This window comes from Heyndrickxia sp. FW510-T9 (assembly GCF_058781025.1).
This window is the reverse complement of the sequence record NZ_JBYSWK010000022.1, coordinates 1-18,277: the sequence shown is the minus strand read 5'-3', so window position 1 is coordinate 18,277 and position 18,277 is coordinate 1. Positions and strand designations below refer to the sequence as shown.

At 33.6% G+C, this 18,277-nt stretch carries 20 protein-coding genes and 2 other annotated features; of the genes, 18 read left to right on the top strand and 2 right to left on the bottom strand.

Going from position 1 to position 18,277, the window contains the following annotated elements:
• The first annotated feature begins 25 nt into the window (after positions 1–25).
• The 7 genes from AC3WJF_RS12630 to AC3WJF_RS12600 all read left to right on the top strand — a co-directional run bounded on the left by AC3WJF_RS12630 (position 26) and on the right by AC3WJF_RS12600 (position 6,618).
• Positions 26–433: an NUDIX hydrolase gene (locus tag AC3WJF_RS12630; protein ID WP_492452680.1), complete on the top strand. Its 408-nt coding sequence runs from the start codon at positions 26–28 to the stop codon at positions 431–433.
• 20 nt (positions 434–453) lie between these two features.
• Entirely contained in the window at positions 454–1,263 is an 810-nt protein-coding gene (locus tag AC3WJF_RS12625) for a class I SAM-dependent methyltransferase (protein WP_492452678.1), read from the top strand.
• 276 nt (positions 1,264–1,539) lie between these two features.
• Positions 1,540–2,820 (top strand): histidine--tRNA ligase, encoded by a 1,281-nt coding sequence (locus AC3WJF_RS12620; protein ID WP_492452676.1) that lies wholly within the window; start codon positions 1,540–1,542, stop codon positions 2,818–2,820.
• Between the two features lie 113 nt (positions 2,821–2,933).
• Positions 2,934–3,140 carry a DUF5316 family protein gene (locus AC3WJF_RS12615; protein ID WP_492452674.1) on the top strand — a complete coding sequence of 69 codons (207 nt, stop codon included), beginning with the start codon at positions 2,934–2,936 and terminating at the stop codon, positions 3,138–3,140.
• A 25-nt stretch (positions 3,141–3,165) separates the two neighbouring features.
• Positions 3,166–3,693, top strand: a complete 528-nt coding sequence (locus AC3WJF_RS12610; RefSeq protein ID WP_492452672.1) for a DinB family protein — start codon at positions 3,166–3,168, stop codon at positions 3,691–3,693.
• A gap of 90 nt (positions 3,694–3,783) precedes the next feature.
• Positions 3,784–4,037, top strand: a binding site (T-box leader).
• A gap of 265 nt (positions 4,038–4,302) precedes the next feature.
• Positions 4,303–5,856 carry a lysine--tRNA ligase gene (gene lysS, locus AC3WJF_RS12605; protein ID WP_492452670.1) on the top strand — a complete coding sequence of 518 codons (1,554 nt, stop codon included), beginning with the start codon at positions 4,303–4,305 and terminating at the stop codon, positions 5,854–5,856.
• A gap of 204 nt (positions 5,857–6,060) precedes the next feature.
• The gene (locus AC3WJF_RS12600) at positions 6,061–6,618 is read left to right on the top strand and encodes a GNAT family N-acetyltransferase (RefSeq protein WP_492452668.1); all 558 of its coding nucleotides are present in this window, start codon (positions 6,061–6,063) and stop codon (positions 6,616–6,618) included.
• Positions 6,619–6,780: 162 nt separating this feature from the next.
• Here AC3WJF_RS12600 and AC3WJF_RS12595 read toward each other — a convergent pair whose 3' ends face one another.
• The gene (locus tag AC3WJF_RS12595; protein WP_492452666.1) at positions 6,781–7,596 is read right to left on the bottom strand and encodes a pentapeptide repeat-containing protein; all 816 of its coding nucleotides are present in this window, start codon (positions 7,594–7,596) and stop codon (positions 6,781–6,783) included.
• Between the two features lie 508 nt (positions 7,597–8,104).
• On the opposite strand from AC3WJF_RS12595, the gene AC3WJF_RS12590 reads away from it, so the two are divergent.
• From AC3WJF_RS12590 to AC3WJF_RS12540, 11 genes are all read left to right on the top strand, one after another.
• Positions 8,105–8,530 carry a DUF1801 domain-containing protein gene (locus tag AC3WJF_RS12590; protein WP_492452664.1) on the top strand — a complete coding sequence of 142 codons (426 nt, stop codon included), beginning with the start codon at positions 8,105–8,107 and terminating at the stop codon, positions 8,528–8,530.
• A 67-nt stretch (positions 8,531–8,597) separates the two neighbouring features.
• Positions 8,598–8,871, top strand: a binding site (T-box leader).
• Between the two features lie 406 nt (positions 8,872–9,277).
• The gene (metG, locus tag AC3WJF_RS12585) at positions 9,278–10,912 is read left to right on the top strand and encodes a methionine--tRNA ligase (protein WP_492452662.1); all 1,635 of its coding nucleotides are present in this window, start codon (positions 9,278–9,280) and stop codon (positions 10,910–10,912) included.
• Positions 10,913–11,256: 344 nt separating this feature from the next.
• Positions 11,257–12,129, top strand: a complete 873-nt coding sequence (locus tag AC3WJF_RS12580) for an alpha/beta hydrolase (protein ID WP_492452660.1) — start codon at positions 11,257–11,259, stop codon at positions 12,127–12,129.
• Between the two features lie 30 nt (positions 12,130–12,159).
• On the top strand, positions 12,160–13,041 hold the full coding sequence (locus tag AC3WJF_RS12575; protein WP_492452658.1) for a GNAT family N-acetyltransferase: 882 nt from the start codon (positions 12,160–12,162) through the stop codon (positions 13,039–13,041).
• 43 nt (positions 13,042–13,084) lie between these two features.
• Complete coding sequence (locus AC3WJF_RS12570; RefSeq protein ID WP_492452656.1) at positions 13,085–13,738, top strand: RNA polymerase sigma factor; 654 nt, start codon at positions 13,085–13,087, stop codon at positions 13,736–13,738.
• Between the two features lie 57 nt (positions 13,739–13,795).
• On the top strand, positions 13,796–14,158 hold the full coding sequence (locus tag AC3WJF_RS12565; RefSeq protein ID WP_492452654.1) for a VOC family protein: 363 nt from the start codon (positions 13,796–13,798) through the stop codon (positions 14,156–14,158).
• Positions 14,159–14,207: 49 nt separating this feature from the next.
• The gene (locus AC3WJF_RS12560; protein WP_492452652.1) at positions 14,208–14,624 is read left to right on the top strand and encodes a VOC family protein; all 417 of its coding nucleotides are present in this window, start codon (positions 14,208–14,210) and stop codon (positions 14,622–14,624) included.
• A gap of 230 nt (positions 14,625–14,854) precedes the next feature.
• A complete protein-coding gene (locus AC3WJF_RS12555; RefSeq protein WP_492452650.1) occupies positions 14,855–15,301 on the top strand; it encodes a hypothetical protein in 447 nt (148 codons plus the stop codon).
• Positions 15,302–15,303: 2 nt separating this feature from the next.
• The gene (locus tag AC3WJF_RS12550; protein WP_492452648.1) at positions 15,304–15,528 is read left to right on the top strand and encodes a helix-turn-helix transcriptional regulator; all 225 of its coding nucleotides are present in this window, start codon (positions 15,304–15,306) and stop codon (positions 15,526–15,528) included.
• Between the two features lie 58 nt (positions 15,529–15,586).
• Entirely contained in the window at positions 15,587–16,309 is a 723-nt protein-coding gene (locus AC3WJF_RS12545) for a DUF4386 domain-containing protein (protein WP_492452646.1), read from the top strand.
• Between the two features lie 595 nt (positions 16,310–16,904).
• Positions 16,905–17,168 carry a hypothetical protein gene (locus tag AC3WJF_RS12540; RefSeq protein ID WP_492452644.1) on the top strand — a complete coding sequence of 88 codons (264 nt, stop codon included), beginning with the start codon at positions 16,905–16,907 and terminating at the stop codon, positions 17,166–17,168.
• Positions 17,169–17,299: 131 nt separating this feature from the next.
• On the opposite strand, the gene AC3WJF_RS12535 is transcribed toward AC3WJF_RS12540, so the two are convergent.
• Positions 17,300–18,151, bottom strand: a complete 852-nt coding sequence (locus AC3WJF_RS12535) for a VOC family protein (RefSeq protein WP_492452642.1) — start codon at positions 18,149–18,151, stop codon at positions 17,300–17,302.
• Between the last annotated feature and the right edge of the window lie 126 nt (positions 18,152–18,277).

The window sequence follows — 18,277 nt, the reverse complement described above, 5'->3', positions numbered from 1 at the left end:
TTCCTATAAGGAAGGATGGATAAACTTGAGCGAATCTAAACATTTTGTGTCGGCTAGTGCAGTTGTTCTAAACGATGAAGGGAAGATTTTGCTTATTCGCGGGCCAAAGAGGGGTTGGGAGCAACCGGGTGGACAAGTTGAAATAGGTGAATCCATAGAAGTAGCGGTAAAAAGGGAAGTAAAGGAAGAAACTGGGATCGAAATTGAAGTAACAAAGTTTTGCGGCATCTATCAAAATTTACAAGCAAATGTTTGTGCAACTTGTTGGCTAGGTAGAGCCATTGGTGGGGAACTGCAAACCTCCAGTGAGAGCTTAGAGGTTGGCTTCTTCACGATTGAAGAAGCATTAAAGATGGTAACATGGCCGACTTTTATAGATAGAATTTTGAAAAGTTTAAACTTAAGCGAGCATCCTTTTTTTGTGACATTTTAAAAGCAGAAAGAGTGAAGGGCATGGATAAAATAATAAACTATTACAATCAATTTGATGAATGGGGAAGATTGGATAGGGAGCCGATTGAATTTCTTGTAAATTGGCATTTTATTAAAAAATATTTGCCACCAGCTGGTAATATTCTTGATAATGGTGCCGGACCCGGAAAATACTCTATGAAATTAGCTAAAAGCGGTTATAAAGTAACACTTACAGATTTAACTGCTAATCTAGTTCAGATTGCTGAAAAAAAAGCAATGGAGCTAGGATTAAAAGAACGATTTAACGGGTTTTTTACAGCTGATGCCCGTAATCTTTCTATTTTTTCGGATGAACAATTTGATGCATCCTTAATGCTCGGTCCTTTATATCATTTGCAAGATGAACATGATCGAAATGAAGCGGTAAAAGAATTACATAGAGTGACCAAAACGAATGGTTTCGTATTTGTTGTCTTTATGCCAAGAATTAGACACATATTAACTTCGCTACTTTATCCGGAAAATTGGAAACCAAATGACAACATGGAGAATATTCTTCGTTTTTCTCAAACAGGTTGCTTTAATCATCAGGATGAAGGTCGGTTTACTGGAGCTTATTATTTTAATATTGCAGATATCCAGCCATTTATGGAATCACATGGATTTGAAAGTTTAGAATTAATAAGTTCTAATATTGGGGCAATCTTAAATAATGAGAACTGGAAGTATTGGAGTGATAATGGGGAAGACGAAGTGGAAAAAATGATAAAATTATTTATCCAAAAAGCAAACGATCCGTATCTACTTGGTATATCCTCTCACTTATTATATATTGGCAGAAAAAAATAATAGGACTACTTTCTCTTTACTAATTTTTGTATCCAAAATAATAATCTATTGAAAAGCATTACATTTTGTGCTACATTAATTGGAAATTAGAGGTGGGAAAAATGCTAAGTATTAATATATTCATGACCCAATTTCATCATCATATCAAGTAGCCTTGCTATTCGATTTTTAAAAATCGTCATATTGGAAGGCTATTTCTCATGAAACCGCATTGATTAAATTTTCGATAATTAATCAAATGCGGTTTTTTATATTTAAAAAATGGAGGTAAGAATAATGAAAAAAATGGACTATCAAAATGTTAAAGGAACTCAGGATTATTTACCAAATGAGGAAGCAGTACGAAGAAAAATTAGAAGAACCTTGGAAGACGTTTTTATTCAATACGGATGCAAGCCGTTAGAAACACCTATTTTAAACTATACTGATTTAATGGCATCAAAGTATGGTGGTGGTGCAGAAATATTGGAGGAAATGTATACATTAACAGACAGAGGAAATAGAGATTTAGCATTAAGGTATGACCTTACCATTCCATTTGCAAAAGTAGTTGCAATGAATCCAACGTTAGCGATGCCTTTTAAAAGATATGAAATTGGGAAAGTTTTCAGGGATGGTCCAATAAAAACAGGAAGATTCCGTGAATTTACTCAATGCGATGTCGATATGGTTGGAGTAGAATCACAAATTGCTGAAGCGGAATTAATGATGATGGCATTAGATGCTTTTCAAAAACTGGATTTAAATGTAACCATTCAATATAACAACAGAAAACTGTTGGTGGGTATGCTTGCAGCCTTTGAAACCCCTGCAGACAAGTTGAATAGAACCGTATTAATCTTAGATAAGCTTGAAAAAGTTGGTTTGGATTCTGTTATTGCAGAACTATCCGATCTAAATATTCCATCTGATATTATCAAATTAATTAAACAGTTTTTAGTTGATAAAAATAATACGGAAATTCGTTATTTTGAGCCTTTTTTTAGCCGAAATGATCAAGTTAAGCAGGGACTACAAGAACTAATTGAGCTTGAATCATATTTGGATTTCCTAGGAATCAATAAACAATGTGAATTCAATCCATTTTTGGCGAGAGGATTAGAAATCTATACTGGGACAATATATGAAATATTTTTATCAGACAAAACAATGAAATCAAGTATTGGTAGCGGTGGAAGATATGACAATGCTATTGGAGGATTAATCGGATCGGATAAAAGGTTTTCTACGGTTGGAATATCATTTGGGCTAGATGTCATTTATACAGCAATGAATATGTTCCCTGAAAAAGTGTTGGAAAACTCCAATGTTGATTTTTACATCATTCCAATTAATACCCAAAAAGAAGCCTTATTGGTAGCTACGTATTTAAGAAATAAAGGTTATAAAGTTGAATTGGAATTGGGAAACAAAAAGCTAGGCAAAGCTTTAGATAAGGCAAACAAGGAAAAAATTCGCAATGTGATTATCATCGGGGATACCGAGGTAAAAAACAATCATTTCAAGGTTAAAGATATGGTTTCTGGTGAAGAAACATTGGAGAGTTTTCAGTACTAGAAGTACAAAGAAAATTCTATTGTTTAAGTTATCTTCCTTTTGATTATATATGAAACTAGGTTAATCCCATTGCGTATACATTATAAAAGACTACAAAAGGGGAGGAGATTAGCTTGTTTTACTTTTTTCTAGTTGTAGGACTCATTTGTGTTTTTATTTCTGGAATTTTCATAGGAGCATGGACGGATGGAGACAGACAACGAGCAAATTTTTATTCAGAAACACCAAAAAATAGAAATCAAAGAGTGAATAGTGGTCTTCTATTTGGGTTAGTTGGAGTTTTAGCTTTGGTGATTGCAGGAATCATTTATTTTAATTAGAATAATTTACAAAAGGGGATAAGTTATGAATCTAAATTTTGAAGAGGCAATTGAAATATTGGAGCGAACACCACAAACGTTAGAGTTTTTTTTATCCGGTTTGTCTGAAGGATGGTTGCAATGTAATGAGGGTAAAGATACTTGGAATGCTAGGGAAGTGGTGCTACATCTAATTGAAGCTGAAAAAAATAACTGGATACCAAGATTAGAATGGATTATTCAGGAAGGTCAAGATCAAGTATTTCCTCCTTTTGATCGTTTTTCGCATTTAAATGATAAAAAGGAAAAGACGTTAGAAGAAATATTACTGGAGTTTAAATCCATCAGGACTCAAAATATAACAAAGCTAAAGAATCTAATTAATCCTGAAATACATTTCGAATTAAAGGGTCTACATCCTGAATTCGGTCAGGTGAAATTACGTGAATTATTATCCACATGGGTAGTTCATGATCTAACGCATATCAGGCAAATTGTACGTATAATGGCTGAAAGGTATCGAGTGGATGTCGGACCATGGAGTGCTTATTTGGGAATCTTAAATAGGAAATGAATTTGAGCACCACTGTAACCAGAAAGTTCATATATTTGAATTTTATCGTTGAAAATGATAAATGAATTTGTTATTATCATTTCTAATAACTATTGAGCGATGAAGAGACAAGTAAATTAGAAGGAACATTACAGAGACCCTCGGCTGGTGAAAAGAGGGATGGAAATTCTAATTGAAAAAAGCCTCTGAGCTTCGTACGGAACTAGGTACATACTAGGGATGCTACGACGGTTTCCTCCGTTACAGGGATAGGGTATCGCAAAATAGCCGTACCTGATGAGGCTTATTGAGTGATCAATGAGCAAACTGAGGTGGAACCGCGAAGTCAAACTCTCGCCCTCAAGATTAAAAATCTTGGGGGTGGGAGTTTTTTTGTTGTTTTAAAAGTCTGTTTTCGTATAGATTGTTAAAATCCAAAAGCCGATTTTAACCTATTGCTTTTCGTAATTTGTTTTAAATATAAAAATTAGACTTAGTTACGAGGCATCTTTTCTTTTTAAAAAAATACCTATTCTTAAGACGAAAGAATAAGTTTATAAGATTTTCTTTTACAAAAGCCACAAAGTTTAAGAAAAGAGCCTTTAAAAACATTTAAAATGAGGTGGAAAAATGCATTGGGCATTTCAAGTTGCAAAAAATCTAATAGAAAAGTATCCGTCCAAAAATGTTTTTACTTGTGCTTCCGGTATCAGTCCTTCAGGTTCTGTTCATATTGGAAATTTTCGAGAAATCGTAACCACATACTTCGTTGTTAAAGCATTAGAAAGTTTAGGCAAAAAAACAAGATTTATTTTTTCGTGGGATGATTTTGACAGACTGAGGAAAGTTCCGCAAAATGTAGAGTCTAAGTATGAATCATACATTGGCATGCCTTATTCTGAAGTACCAAGTCCCTTTGGAAAAGGTTCATACGCTCAATATTTTGAAAAAGAGTTAGAAGAATCATTACAAGTCTTTGGAATTGAACCACAGTTTATCTATCAGTGTAAAGAATATCGTTCAGGAAGATATTTACCTTATGTAAAACTAGCTTTGGAAAAGCGAAAAGAGATATATGACATACTTATGAGGTTTAAAACTGGGGAACCAACAATAGAGGAAAGAGAAAAGTTTTATCCTCTCAGTTTGTACTGTCAAAATTGTAACAAAGACAATACGACCATTACTTCATATGATGAAATCTCAGGTAATCTGGAGTACGAGTGTACCTGCGGTTACAATGATAGTCAGAACTTGATCCACTCAAACAATCTGAAGCTTAATTGGAAAGTCGATTGGGCTATGCGTTGGATGGTGGAAGATGTAATATTTGAACCAGGAGGACGGGATCATTCATCTGCAACAGGCAGCTACAATGTTTCCAAAATAATTGCGAAGGAAATTTTTCAATATGAAGCACCAGAGTATATTGCATATGATTTTATCGGATTAAAAGGTACTAATGAGAAAATGTCAAGCTCATCCGGAAATGTCATTACACCAAAAGAATTATTGAAGGTTTATACTCCTGAACTTATCCTGTTTATGTTTGCAAAATACAAACCAAGTTCTGCATTCAATATTGGGTTAGATGAAGACGTACTACGAAATTATTCTGAGTTTGATCGGTATCTAACGTCTAATGAAAGAGGATCGTTATTAGATGAGGATATTAAAAGTTCATTGGAAATAGCTTGTTTGAAAACAATAACAAGACACCCTAATTTTAATCAAGTGGCAGGAATTTTCCCACTAATTGATTTCAATATGAATGCATTACAAACATCTTTAAAACAAAATGGCGAAAGTTTTACTATAGTAGAGATTGCTCCAATAAGTGACAGAGTTTCTTATTGGATTAAGTATTGGAATCCACATCGCTTAGTAAAAATAAACCAAGAGAGAAATACAAGGTATTACAAGACTTTATCGGATGAGCAAAAAGAAAAAATTGATCTGTTAGCAAAGCTTCTTTCAACAGAGCAAACTTTGTCTGGAACCCCATTACTGAACAGAATTTATTCCTTATGTCATCAGGAAAATAAAAAGAGTATGCGAGAATGCCAAAAGAAATTATTTGAGGATGTATATCAATTATTATTAAACGAAAGCAATGGACCACGCTTACCTTTACTTTTTAGTGCGATAGGAAGAGAAAAGGTGATTGAATTACTTACATTTTAGATAATGCTAATAGCCTCTACTTTAAGTGGGGGCAATTTTTTTTGTGAATAAGCGGAAAAATGAAACAAATATTATGTTAATGCGTATATTTTTTATGGGATATGCTTCATACGGACATTAAAGTGCCTGCCTGTATTATATTTTGTGGAAAGTCCATAAGGATATAGAGTTGAAAAGTATATTTAAAAAAAGGAGTTAATACAAATGAGAAATATAGAAATAAGAAGACCAAAAATGGAAGACAGAGCAGAACTACATCTTTTTTTTCATAACGTCATTAATGTAACTTTTGCTAATGAGGGGTTATCTGAATTAGTGGATGATATAGATAATGAAATTGCTCAAAAGAAGAAATTGCTAGAATGTGATTTTGAAAGCAAAGGGGAAAAGTGCTTCTTTTGGATTGCTGTTGATAAAAATGTAAATAAGATTATCGGTACTATTGAGTACGGCGCTTCGAATGAGCTTATCCATAGTTGCACAGATGGTGAATTAAAGGATATTGTTGAAATTGGTACAGTGTTTGTTCATCCAGATTTTCAGAAACAGGGTATTGGTTCGCTACTCTTAAAGGTAATGTTCCTAACTCTGCAAAGTAGAGGAATCACGGAATTTTGTTTAGATAGTGGGTATTCGAATGCACAAACGATATGGAAAAAAAAGTTTGGAGAGCCGGATTTTTTGCTAAAAGATTACTGGGATATGGGAAGCGATCATATGATTTGGAAAAGACAGACCATAGATATGGAAATTATGTTTTGATGTTCAATAGGGTCATTCAAGTGCATTATTCGATGACTCTATATAATTTAAAGGAAAATTAAGCTGTAATGGAACCCCTTAAATTAATGGTAAGGGGCTTTTTACTTTTGAAATTAGATATAGGATTAATTGAAAGTAATAAACGATTTTATTTACAATTACTTAGTTCCAATGTGATGGAATTCTTAAAGATTGTGGTAATTTTGTATTTTGATTACCCTTAGTAGCATTCACTTGTGCCTGTGTTAAAAAAATACAACCTGTCAGATTAGCTCCACTTAAATCGGCATCCCTTAAATCTGCCCCAATTAGGTCTGTCATTTTTAAGTCTGCGTCTCTTAAATCAGCAGCAATTAGCAGCACTCCTCTTAAATTAGCACCTTTCAAATCAGCACCTCTAAGTTTTGCACTAATTAAGTCATACGGAATTTTCTTTTTAAACTTTTTGTTAAGTGTTTTTGATCGAACCAGTTCACTTGTACGCAATAGCAATAAATTTACTTTTTCTCGATGGTCATGAACAGCGATGTTTAATATGATTTCCGGGCTTTGTTTAGTAAGGAATTCTGTTTCAACATAAATAGTTTGTAATTCTTGGTGAATAGGTTTGGCAGCTTTCAAGTTCAGAGCTTCATGTAAATACCAAAGCATCTCGTGCAGCTGTTGAATAATAGGAAATACATTAAACATTTCCTTGGCTTGGTTTGGGTCATTGCGCCAATCATTACCCTTATAAATTACCTGAGATACCTTTTGTCCAGCACCAAAACATTCATATGCAACACATCCTCGAAATCCTTTATTTCTAAGATCATTATGGATGCTACATTGGAAATTTGGCTTTAAGTTTCTACATGGAGTTCCACTATCTTTATCGAAAGGAAAATCCGCAGATTTAGCATAAGGTAATGCAACACAGCATAGCCCAAAGTAATGTTCACAATCTGGTTTTAAGTGATTTAAAGCTTCAGCGGACAATAGTTACACATCCTTCAATAGCAATCCTTATTTCATATAATATAAATACATTTTCAATGAAAAATATTATAAACCAAAATTATGAATTGTAAAAGAATAGGGAATCTATTCAATAATAAAAATTTTCCAATTGGTGTATAATGAAATTAATTATTTTGGAGAAAGGAGATATCAGAATGAAAAAAAACATCGATGCAAATATTAGGTTGATCTGCATTCTAATTATCTTATAAAGCATTTGGATAGCGAAGGCTATTACATAGATGAGCTTGCTACTAGGTATTGATAGAGAATTAAAATAATAGGTATCTATTTAAACTGATAATACCCATTTTAATCAGGTGACTTTCATAAAATATTTAATATTAAGTAATTCTGATATTGCAGCCCTCAAGGTCAACGATTCGAAAATTAATTTATTATTTATGATGGGAATAATTAGAATGGATTCGTTTTTTATCAAATGTAAGTTCTTATAAAAATATATGAAAAGGGAGAGTCAAAAATTATGTATGAATTAAAAACAAAAGAAACCGATCAAAATGTTATTGATTTTATTGAAAAAATTGAAAACCCTAAGAAACGGGAAGATGCTTATACATTATTAGATATTTTTACCGAGGCAACTGGTCATCAGGCGAAAATGTGGGGAACGAGTATCATTGGTTTTGGTTCTTATCATTATAAATATAAATCTGGTCATGAAGGCGATGCACCACTTGTCGGTTATTCACCGCGAAAAGCGAAAATTAGTTTATATTTGGCTCCATGTGAAGATGGTTCTCAAAAAGAATTATTAAAGGATATTGGAAAACATACAACTGGGAAAGCGTGCGTTTACATAAATAAAGTAGCAGATATAAAAGTTGAAGTTCTAATTGCATTATTAAAGCAATCCATACAATTTATAAAAGAAACATATCCTGAACAGTAAAATTTATAGAAAAATTTTTTTGTATTGACATTAGGAAAATTATTTAATAAATTATGATTAATAAAAAATAAAGGCAATGAAGAGAAAAAGTAAAATGATTTCGTTTTTTGAAAGAGAGCTTCGGTAGCTGAAAAGAAGCAAAAACAAACATTTGAAAAATGGTCTCTGAGCTTCGTACTGAACATACATTTCGTATTAGTAGGCTGCGACGAGTTTTGACTCTCGTTATCAAAGTCACAGTATAAGAGTAAAAGTTTTACTCCGTACTTGCTGAGGCAAATAGTGTGAACTATTTGTGAAATAAGGTGGTATCACGTGGGTATTCAAACCTCGTCCTTAACTATTTTTAGTTGAGGGCGGGGTTTTTTTGTTTTTGTAATTAAATTGCAATACACATTAGTACCAAAAGTACAGGGAGAGGAGGGTTTAGGGTAAGTAAAAGGCGGTTTAGGTGCCTGAAACATGAAGATCGGAGGAACCATGGTAAGCAAAAGGCAGGTTTGATGCCAGAAACATGAAGATCGGAGGAACCATGGTAAGCAAAAGGCGGTTTAGGTGCCCGAAACATGAAGAGAAGAGAAATCAGGGTAATCAAAAAGCGGTTTAGATGCCCGAAACATGAGTAGCAGAGGAACTAGGGTAACCAAAAAGTAAGGAAGGTGCAAGAAACAGAAATCTAAAAGGAAATAAAAGACAAAGTAATTGCTCAAAGTACAGGGCAAAGAGGTATAAAGGAGGCTGTAAAAAATGAGTATTTTTATCGGTGGTGCGTGGGCTTATGCAAATGGATCCTTGCATCTTGGGCATATTTCAAGTTTGCTTCCGGGAGATATTTTAGCAAGATATTATCGTTTAAAAGGAGAAAAGGTTTTATATGTTTCTGGAAGTGATTGTAATGGAACACCTATTACGATTAGGGCAAGGCAGGAAGGTGTTTCTCCAAAAGAGATTACAGACCGCTATCATGAAGAATTTGCAGATTGCTTTTCAAGATTAGGATTTTCGTATGATATTTATACAAGAACAGATACAGAGCATCATCATAAAGTTGTACAAGAGATATTTTTAGAACTACTTGAAAAGGGGCTGATTTACAAAAGAGAAGTGGAACAAACTTATTGTGAACATTGCGAACAGTTCTTGCCTGATCGTTTTGTAGAAGGACTTTGTCCGGTATGTAAAGAGCATGCGCGCGGGGATCAGTGTGATCATTGTTCAGCTATTTTGGAACCGCTTGAGTTACTTGAACGAAAGTGCAAAATTTGTGGACATCCGCCAATGACAAAATTCACTGAGCATTTTTACTTTGCACTAAGCTCTTTCCAGACTTTTTTGGAGAACTATGTACATGATGCAGAAAATAAGAAGCTTTGGAGAGAGAATGCTATTGCACTTACTAAGCGCTATTTAAAGGAAGGACTGCAAGATAGAGCAGTATCAAGGGATTTACCTATTGGGGTAAACGTTCCAGTCGCTGGATATGAGGAAAAGAAAATCTATGTTTGGATAGAAGCCGTCTCAGGCTATTACTCTGCAAGTAAGCTTTGGGCAAAAGAAACAAATAATGATGACTCCTTTTTTTGGAGCTCCTCTGCAAAATCTTATTATGTTCATGGGAAGGATAATATTCCTTTTCACTCGATAATTTGGCCAGGAATTCTCGAAGCTATTGGGAAGAATCCATTACCAACACATATCGTTTCGAATGAATATTTAACATTAGAAAAGAAGAAATTATCTACCAGTAAAAACTGGGCTGTCTGGGTTCCTGATATCATAGAAAGATATGATCCAGATTCAATACGGTATTTCCTTACTATAAATGCTCCTGAGAGCCGAGATGCCGATTTTTCTTGGAGAGATTTTATTTATAGTCAAAATAGTGAATTATTAGGGGGATACGGAAATTTCGTAAATCGGACATTGAAATTTATTCTAAAATCGTTTGATGGACTCATTCCTGACAAAATCATTACCCCTGCAATTGAGGAAAAAATTATTCATTTATACGGCGAAGTTGGATATTGTATTGAAAATGCTGCATTCAAACGAGGCTTGGAAAAAGCATTCGAGCTTGTTAGATATTCAAATAAATACTTTGATGAAAGGAAGCCATGGATAGAAATAAAAGAAGATATCGAGTCTTGTAAACAAACTATGGCAGATTGTGTATATTTAATTGCTAATTTAGCACATATCTTGACGCCATTCCTTCCAATTTCGAGCTATAAGGTCAAGGATATGTTGGAAATATCCAAAATGGAATGGGAAGCATTTCATGTTAATCCTTTACAATTATCAAAAGTGGAACCATTATTTGAAAGAATAGATCTTTCAAGAATTGAAGAGGAGTTGGAAAAGTTAAACCGTCACGGTGTTTAACTTAGATATGGTGAGTAGAAGGATAAAGAATGATTGGTGGAAAATTTTATGATTTTTTTTAAAAAAGGAGTCGGATATACAGGAATTATTTTCTAAACATTACTTCGCATGAAGTGGTGTTTTTTATTTACCAATAAAATCATAAAAGAATCCATCTAATTAATATGCGATGTTTAAAAGGAAACTTTAAGAGGACAGAATGATTTCCTTTACAGGGAAATTATCAGACAAGAAATTACAAAGTTTTTTCAATGTAGAAGGGATATGTGATCCATAAATAGAATAAATAGACAAAAGCAAAATAGCTTAAACACTTTGAGATTCAATTATTGGAGGATATTTTTTTGGATGAAATTGAATTAGAGTATCGAGTAGTTGGTAATGGTGAAACAACCCTTATTATTGAAATGGGTATTGGTGGATCCTTTTATGACTGGAACCCATTTATTCAAAAAATTAAAAAAGACTATAAAATAGTTTTATATCATAGGGCCGGGTATGGGAATAGTCATGTTTCTATTGAACCAAGAACAGTAAAAAATATAGCAATGGAGCTTCAAAAATTAATAACAAAACTTGAAATAACCGATCGTTTTATATTAATGGGACATTCCTACGGAGGATTATGTGCACAGGCTTACGCGAAAATGTATCCAAGCAGCCTCAAAGGTCTTATCCTTGTAGATGCAACATCTCATAATTTTAATAGACTATATCATCTTGATATTCCAGTAATGAAATCCTTTATTACAGTGGAAAAAATGGTAGAAGACAATTTAAGAACTTCGAAAAATTCAAAAGAAGAACTAAGAGAAAAATATAAAGATATGATTGTTAAGTATAAAAGGATGTTACCTGAAAAGGATGGTATTGGATTTGAAGATTACATTACAGATCCAAATTTATTTAGAACGATTGCAAATGAGTTTAAAAATTGGGGAAATAGCAGTGATGAGATAAAGAAACTGGGAAACTTCCCTAATATTCCTCTAATAGTAATCGCACGGGATAAAGATGTATCCGTGGAATCTTTCATAAAGTACAATATTCCGAATGTGGAAGCAGTACTTTATGAAAATGTATGGCGCGGTTTACAAATAGAATTATCACAAATGTCAAGTAAAGGAAAGCTTATTATTGCTGAAAAAAGCGATCATAATATACATATAGATAGACCTGATATTGTAATAGATTGTTTAAAGAGTATTTCAATTTAATGTTTAATACATGGAGAGGAGGATGCTTTGTTGTTAAGCTTTGACACAGATGTAAATCACATGAAATGTTCGGAACGTACATTAAGAATATTTAAATATGCAGAAATGGAAGCATACAACTCTACTAATATCGTATATCCATTTCATTTGCTATTGGGGATTTTTAAAGAACGGACTGGGGTATGTGCAGAGCTTTTTCTTCATTACCCAAAACTTTATAATTTCTTAAAAGAACGTGTGGAAAATATAAATTTCAATGATCAAGAGCAAGGTATTAATAATGAATTCTTTAATATGAGAATTACCAATTCAACCTCACAGGTATTAGTGAATACAAGCAATAGAATGAAGAGGTACAAACAAGTTTATATTAATGAGGGTTTATTGATAAAAGCGATTTTTGATGTAAATGATGGGATGACAGAAGCCCTGTTAGAAGGCGTGAAAGTTTCTCCGATAGTAGAAATTTTATCATCTCCAAGAGATATGATTGTTTCATTAAGACACTACTCTATACCGGAATTCAATCCAAACAATCTAACTATTAGGAAAGCTGCATTAGAAGATTCAACTGCTTTAAAAGACTTCGTGGAAGAGGAGTTTGGAAAAGGGTGGCTGGAGTCTATCGAGAATGGGCTTCAAGAAGAGAAAATTCCTATTTATATCGCAATTCAAAACGGAAAAATTCATGGTTTTGCATGCTTTGATGTAGTTCGGAAAAAGAAAGGCTTATTTGGCCCAATGGGGACTGCTATTTCAAACCGTACTCAGGGAATAGGCTATATGCTGGTACACAGTTGCTTAAAAGAGATGAAAGACATTGGATATGAATATGTTGTGATAGGGGAAGCGGGTCCAATTGAATTTTATGAAAAGGCATGCAATGCAGTTGTTATTCCAAAACCGCTTTAAATAACTGGATTTTTTTTGTTAATTCCGATAAGGAGTCGATCAAATGCAGATAGATGGTTTAGTAGATCCCTATCTCATAGAATTAAAACGATATTGTTATATGATTACTGGTACCTCTTGGGACGGAGAAGATTTATTTCAAGATACCGTTATTAAAATTATGAGGAATTCTTCTAAACTAACGGAACATCCAAATCCTAAAGGATATATTTTTAAGATTGCATCTAATCATTGGTACGACACAATTAGAAAAACAAAACGTGAGATTGTAGGATTAAGCGGTGACATTGATAACTTTTCTTCTGATTTTAGTTTACTAGATTCAATTGAAATTCTTATTTCTTTATTACCTTTTAGGCAAGCAGCTAGCCTGTTACTAAAAGAATATTTTGGTTTTACTGCTCCGGAAATAGCAATCATGCTGAATATGACTACTGGTGGGGTAAAAGCTGCTATTAATAGAGGAAGATCCACGTTGTCAAAATTTTGTCAGTGTGAAAGCGATATTGAAGAACCCATTCCCACGTTGCTAAATCGATTGTTAAACGGATTAAAAAGAAATGATTATAAAATAGTGGTAACAACATATCACCTATTAGTTACAAGAGGTGTAAAAATAAATAAGGCTGAGGAATTTTTTGTATTTGAATTATTCGATCCGGATGGTAATCGTTTTTTAATAAAAGAAAAAATATAAAATTAATCGTACCCATTCCTCGTTTTATTCCGTTATTTAAGTGAGGAGGTGAATGTAATGAAATCAGTGAAACGAATTGATACAGTTTTTGTACCTGTTACTGATCTTCAAAGATCAGAAAAATGGTATATGAGCACTTTTCCTTTTAAAGTGGTATATCGAAGCAGTGACGGTCAGTATGTTGGTTTTCGCTTTGATGAAAAAGGAGAAATGAAAACGGCGTTAACTCTATATAAAGTTGAAAAAATGCCAGAGATTGGTCATATTGCATTCAACTTTTATTGCGAAGATGTAGATGGTTTCCACTCATACTTAACCAATAAAAATTACAAGGTAAGTGAAATTCATGGTGGAGACGGAATGCGATTCTTTGACCTTTATGATCCTGACGGAAATGGACTTGGAATTGTAACTTTCTAAGAAACACAATAAACGAACGGAATGGAAAAAGATAATGGAGGAGACGAAAATGAAAACATTTATAGAAAGAGTAGGGACTACATATATACCTGTAAACGACCCTGAAAATTCATCATTGTGGTATCAAAAGAAGTTAGGTGCGAAAGAGAATTTTCGAAACTCGGATAAGGCTATATTAGAGTTAGCTAATCAAAGTTTCTTTCTAGTTAAAGCTAAAACAGACGAACGAGCGATGTTTTTGGATCAGTATGAGAAAGAGCATTTTTTCATGACTTTTGAAGTTAATGGATTAGAACAATTAAGGAATTTCCACTCATTTCTTATGGGCAAGGGAGTATCTGTAGGTGATATCGAAGATCGTGGACACCCTGGTAATAATTTTGTCTTTTACGATATAGATGGTAATAAATTTGATGTTTGGAGTGAGTTAAGTCCAACCTTTAAGGAAAAGTATGGAATTAAATAAATTTGTATAAAACCTAATGATCGCTGCGGCGGTCTTTTTTATTTTGAGCGAGTGTTTCAGATTTATGGAGTAATTTAGGGTATCTTCACTTCAAAATTCCCCCAAATCACTACCCATTTGAAAATATTTGAACTTTTTTGTAATTTACACTTTACTTCATGTCAAGTTTATATTACATTATGTATAAGATACTTTACTAAATGTAAATTAAAAAAACAAGGGGGGAAATTATGACCTATCAAGAAAAGAAAAGCATCGTAACATTGATCACTGCCATACTCATTTTCGGGATTTATTGGCTGTATATGTACCCGCAGCATCCCAAAGGGGAGCTGGAGTCGCTGGAAACCTTTCATTATTGGGGTTCATTCGTCCTTATCCTGACTTTGATTTCAATAGTGGCCCACATCATTATCAGCATTTTTTTTAACATCATATTTAGAATCACGACTGGTGAAAAGGAACCAAAATTTGTAGATGAACTGGATAAGTTAATTCAATTGAAAGCGTACCAAAATTCTTTTTTTATATTTATCATCGGCTTTCTACTTGCAATGGGATCGCTGGTTTTCTATCACCCGTCACAGGTGATGTTCATTATCCTGATTATTTCAGGGTTCATTTCCGATGTGACTGGATCCGTTACGAAACTTTATCACTATCGGAAAGGAGTCTAATAATGGGCAAAAATCTTGTCGGCAATCATATTAGAAGATTACGATTCGATCATAATGAAATGACACAGCAGCAACTGGCTGACAAGGTAGGAGTAACAAGACAGACCATCGTTGCTCTCGAAAAGGGCAACTATTCCCCATCGCTAGAACTTGCCTTTCGCATTGCTCTCGCTTTTAACTTACCGTTGGAAGAGGTATTCTTCTATGGGGAAAATACAAATAAGTAAGATCTATGATGTTTTTTTGCTTTACCGTTATTGAATTTATTAAGAGAAGGGGATAAAAATGAATTCAAATAAAAAAACAGCAAAAATTGTGGGGTTACTATTTATCCTTGCATCAGTTACTGCGGTAATTGGTCTAATGCTATACAATCCTATCCTAAATGGTTCAGATTACTTGATTCATGGTTCGGAACACTCCAACCAGGTGGTAACAGGAGCGATAATGGAGTTAATTCTAGTCGTTTCAGCGGTTGGTACAGCAACAACAATGTTTCCTATTTTAAGAAAGTACAATGAAACGATTGCACTTTGGCATGTTTGTTTCAGATTTCTTGAAGCGATTATCATTACGGTTGGAGTAATAAGCGTGCTGTCCCTATTAACGTTAAGTCGTGAATATGTAGCAGCTGGTGCTCCAGATATCGCCTCGTATCAAACTTCCGGAATTTTGTTAAAAGCGGTACATGACTGGACATTTTTGCTTGGTCCCAATTTCATGCTAGGCATTAATACGATGATGTACAGTTATATATTTTTTAAATCAAAGCTCGTACCAAGATTTATATCAATCTTGGGTATGGCAGGAGCAACTCTTATATTTTTGGCAGCATTGTTAGAAATGTTCGGGGTAATCCAACAACTTTCAGTTTTGGGTGCTGTACTGGCGCTTCCAGTAGCAGCTAATGAAATGATTTTAGCAGTTTGGCTCATCTTTAAAGGATTCAATGAAACTGCACTTGCTAACATGTCTACTATAAAGAAAACGTTTGGAAGCTCCACTTGAGTTAATGAGAGCCGATTCAATAAAAGCAAACTTAATAAAGTAACGAATATTAAGATGGATTGAAGTTGTAGAAGCTTTCAAGTATGTTTGATAATTTATAAGTACGATAAACGAATAGCACAAAAACTGGCGATACCTAAAGTTGGTATCGTCTTTTCTGATGTTTATAAATTAATTCATTTGAAGTAACAGGAGTAATGCTTTAAGAAAGTGCTGCTTAGTAAAAGAAGGAAATAATTTAAGACGAATAGAATAATGTACAAAACTGGCAAATGATATGAGGGGAGTTTTGAAACTGACAGCTAAAGGATACTTACTTTACAGCATACCTTTTATTTTAAGTGTTTTACTAGCTTTTCTATCGGATATATTGTATATCCTCGGTTTTTTTTATGACTGGTTATTGCTATCTATTTTTACATTTGGGCTTCCAATTTTAATTTTTTGTATGCCTTATGCACTCTATTTTTATATTCTTCAAAGGTACTTTAAATTTTCATATTAAGTTTCGATAAATGCATTAGCTTTTACTCTAGTAGGTTTCATTATCGTTGTTATTGGGGTTGATAATTTATATAAACCTGTGGAGAAAAGAATGTATTTTTCAACCGAAACAACCAATCAATTAGAAGAACGTTGCCTAACTCTTTTCGAAAAGGATACAGGAGTAAAAGGGGAAGTAAAGAAATTTAAAACAAAGAGTAGAATGGCAGATTGGAACGAAGCAGAAATGACATCCATCCAACAAAGAACGTATGACTTTGAAGTTGTCCCGAAAACATCAACTGGAGTTGGCTCTCATCATTATATTTTTATTTATAAAAATGGGAAATGGATTTTAAAAAGTAAGTTACATTGAATATAAAACCCATATTATTCAACTATTAATTTACTTAATTTAGACAGTCAAAAAACACCGTTTTATTTACGGTGTTTTTTGACTGTTACCTAACTTGATATATTCGCAACTCTTTTTTTTACTTTTTACTATTAAATTTGTAAAAGAATTCGATTTCCGGATGGATCAACCGTAACAAAATAATCATTCTCTTCAGTTACGGTTGCCCCGATATCCTTTAATTGATGAACAATATTTGTTCTCTTTTCATCATTCGGAAATTTTAATGTATAAGAGACAAGTCCGACACTATTTACTGGTGGTTCAGGTGCACCAATGCCATTCCATGTATTTAAGCCAATATGATGATGATATTTCCCTGTAGAAATAAACAGTGCCTGATTTCCATATCGGCAGACCACATCAAATCCTAGTCCCTTCGAATAAAACTCTTCTGTCTTTTTTAATTCAGATACATGCAAATGAATATGTCCCATAACAGTGCCAGACGGTAAACCGTTCCATGATTCTCCTTGAGCCTCATCTATAAGACTTTGTGCATCTAATGGATCTGTTGACATCATTACTTCGTTATTTTTCCAATCCCATGTAGATGATGGTCGGTCTGAATAAATTTCAATTCCATTTCCATCCGGGTCAGCTAAATAAAGAGCTTCACTTACGAGATGATCAGATGCTCCTTGTAAAGGAAAGCCTATTTGAATAAACTGAAATAGAATTTTTCCTAAGTCTCGCCTTGTTGGTAATAAAAGAGCAAAATGATATAACCCTGTAGTCCGCGGCTGTTTCGGTAATACGTTTTCCGGCTGTTCAAGTGTTAATAACACTGTTTTACCATCCGCACTCAATTTTGCGGTTGTTCCTGTTTGCTCTAATACTTTAAAACCAATTATTTCTTTGTAAAATGCTAATGAACGATCAATATTTTGCACATTTAAATTCACTTGCTCTACAAATGTATTAGGTTCACGGTGAAAATTCATTTTAGTCCTCCTGATGTTTTTAGTTTCATGTAAAATTAATTTTAAGTTTAAATAAGTAAGTTAGTTACAATATGTTAGTAGTTGTACTTCTATAATTATATTCCGTCAAGCAGAAAAACTCTATAC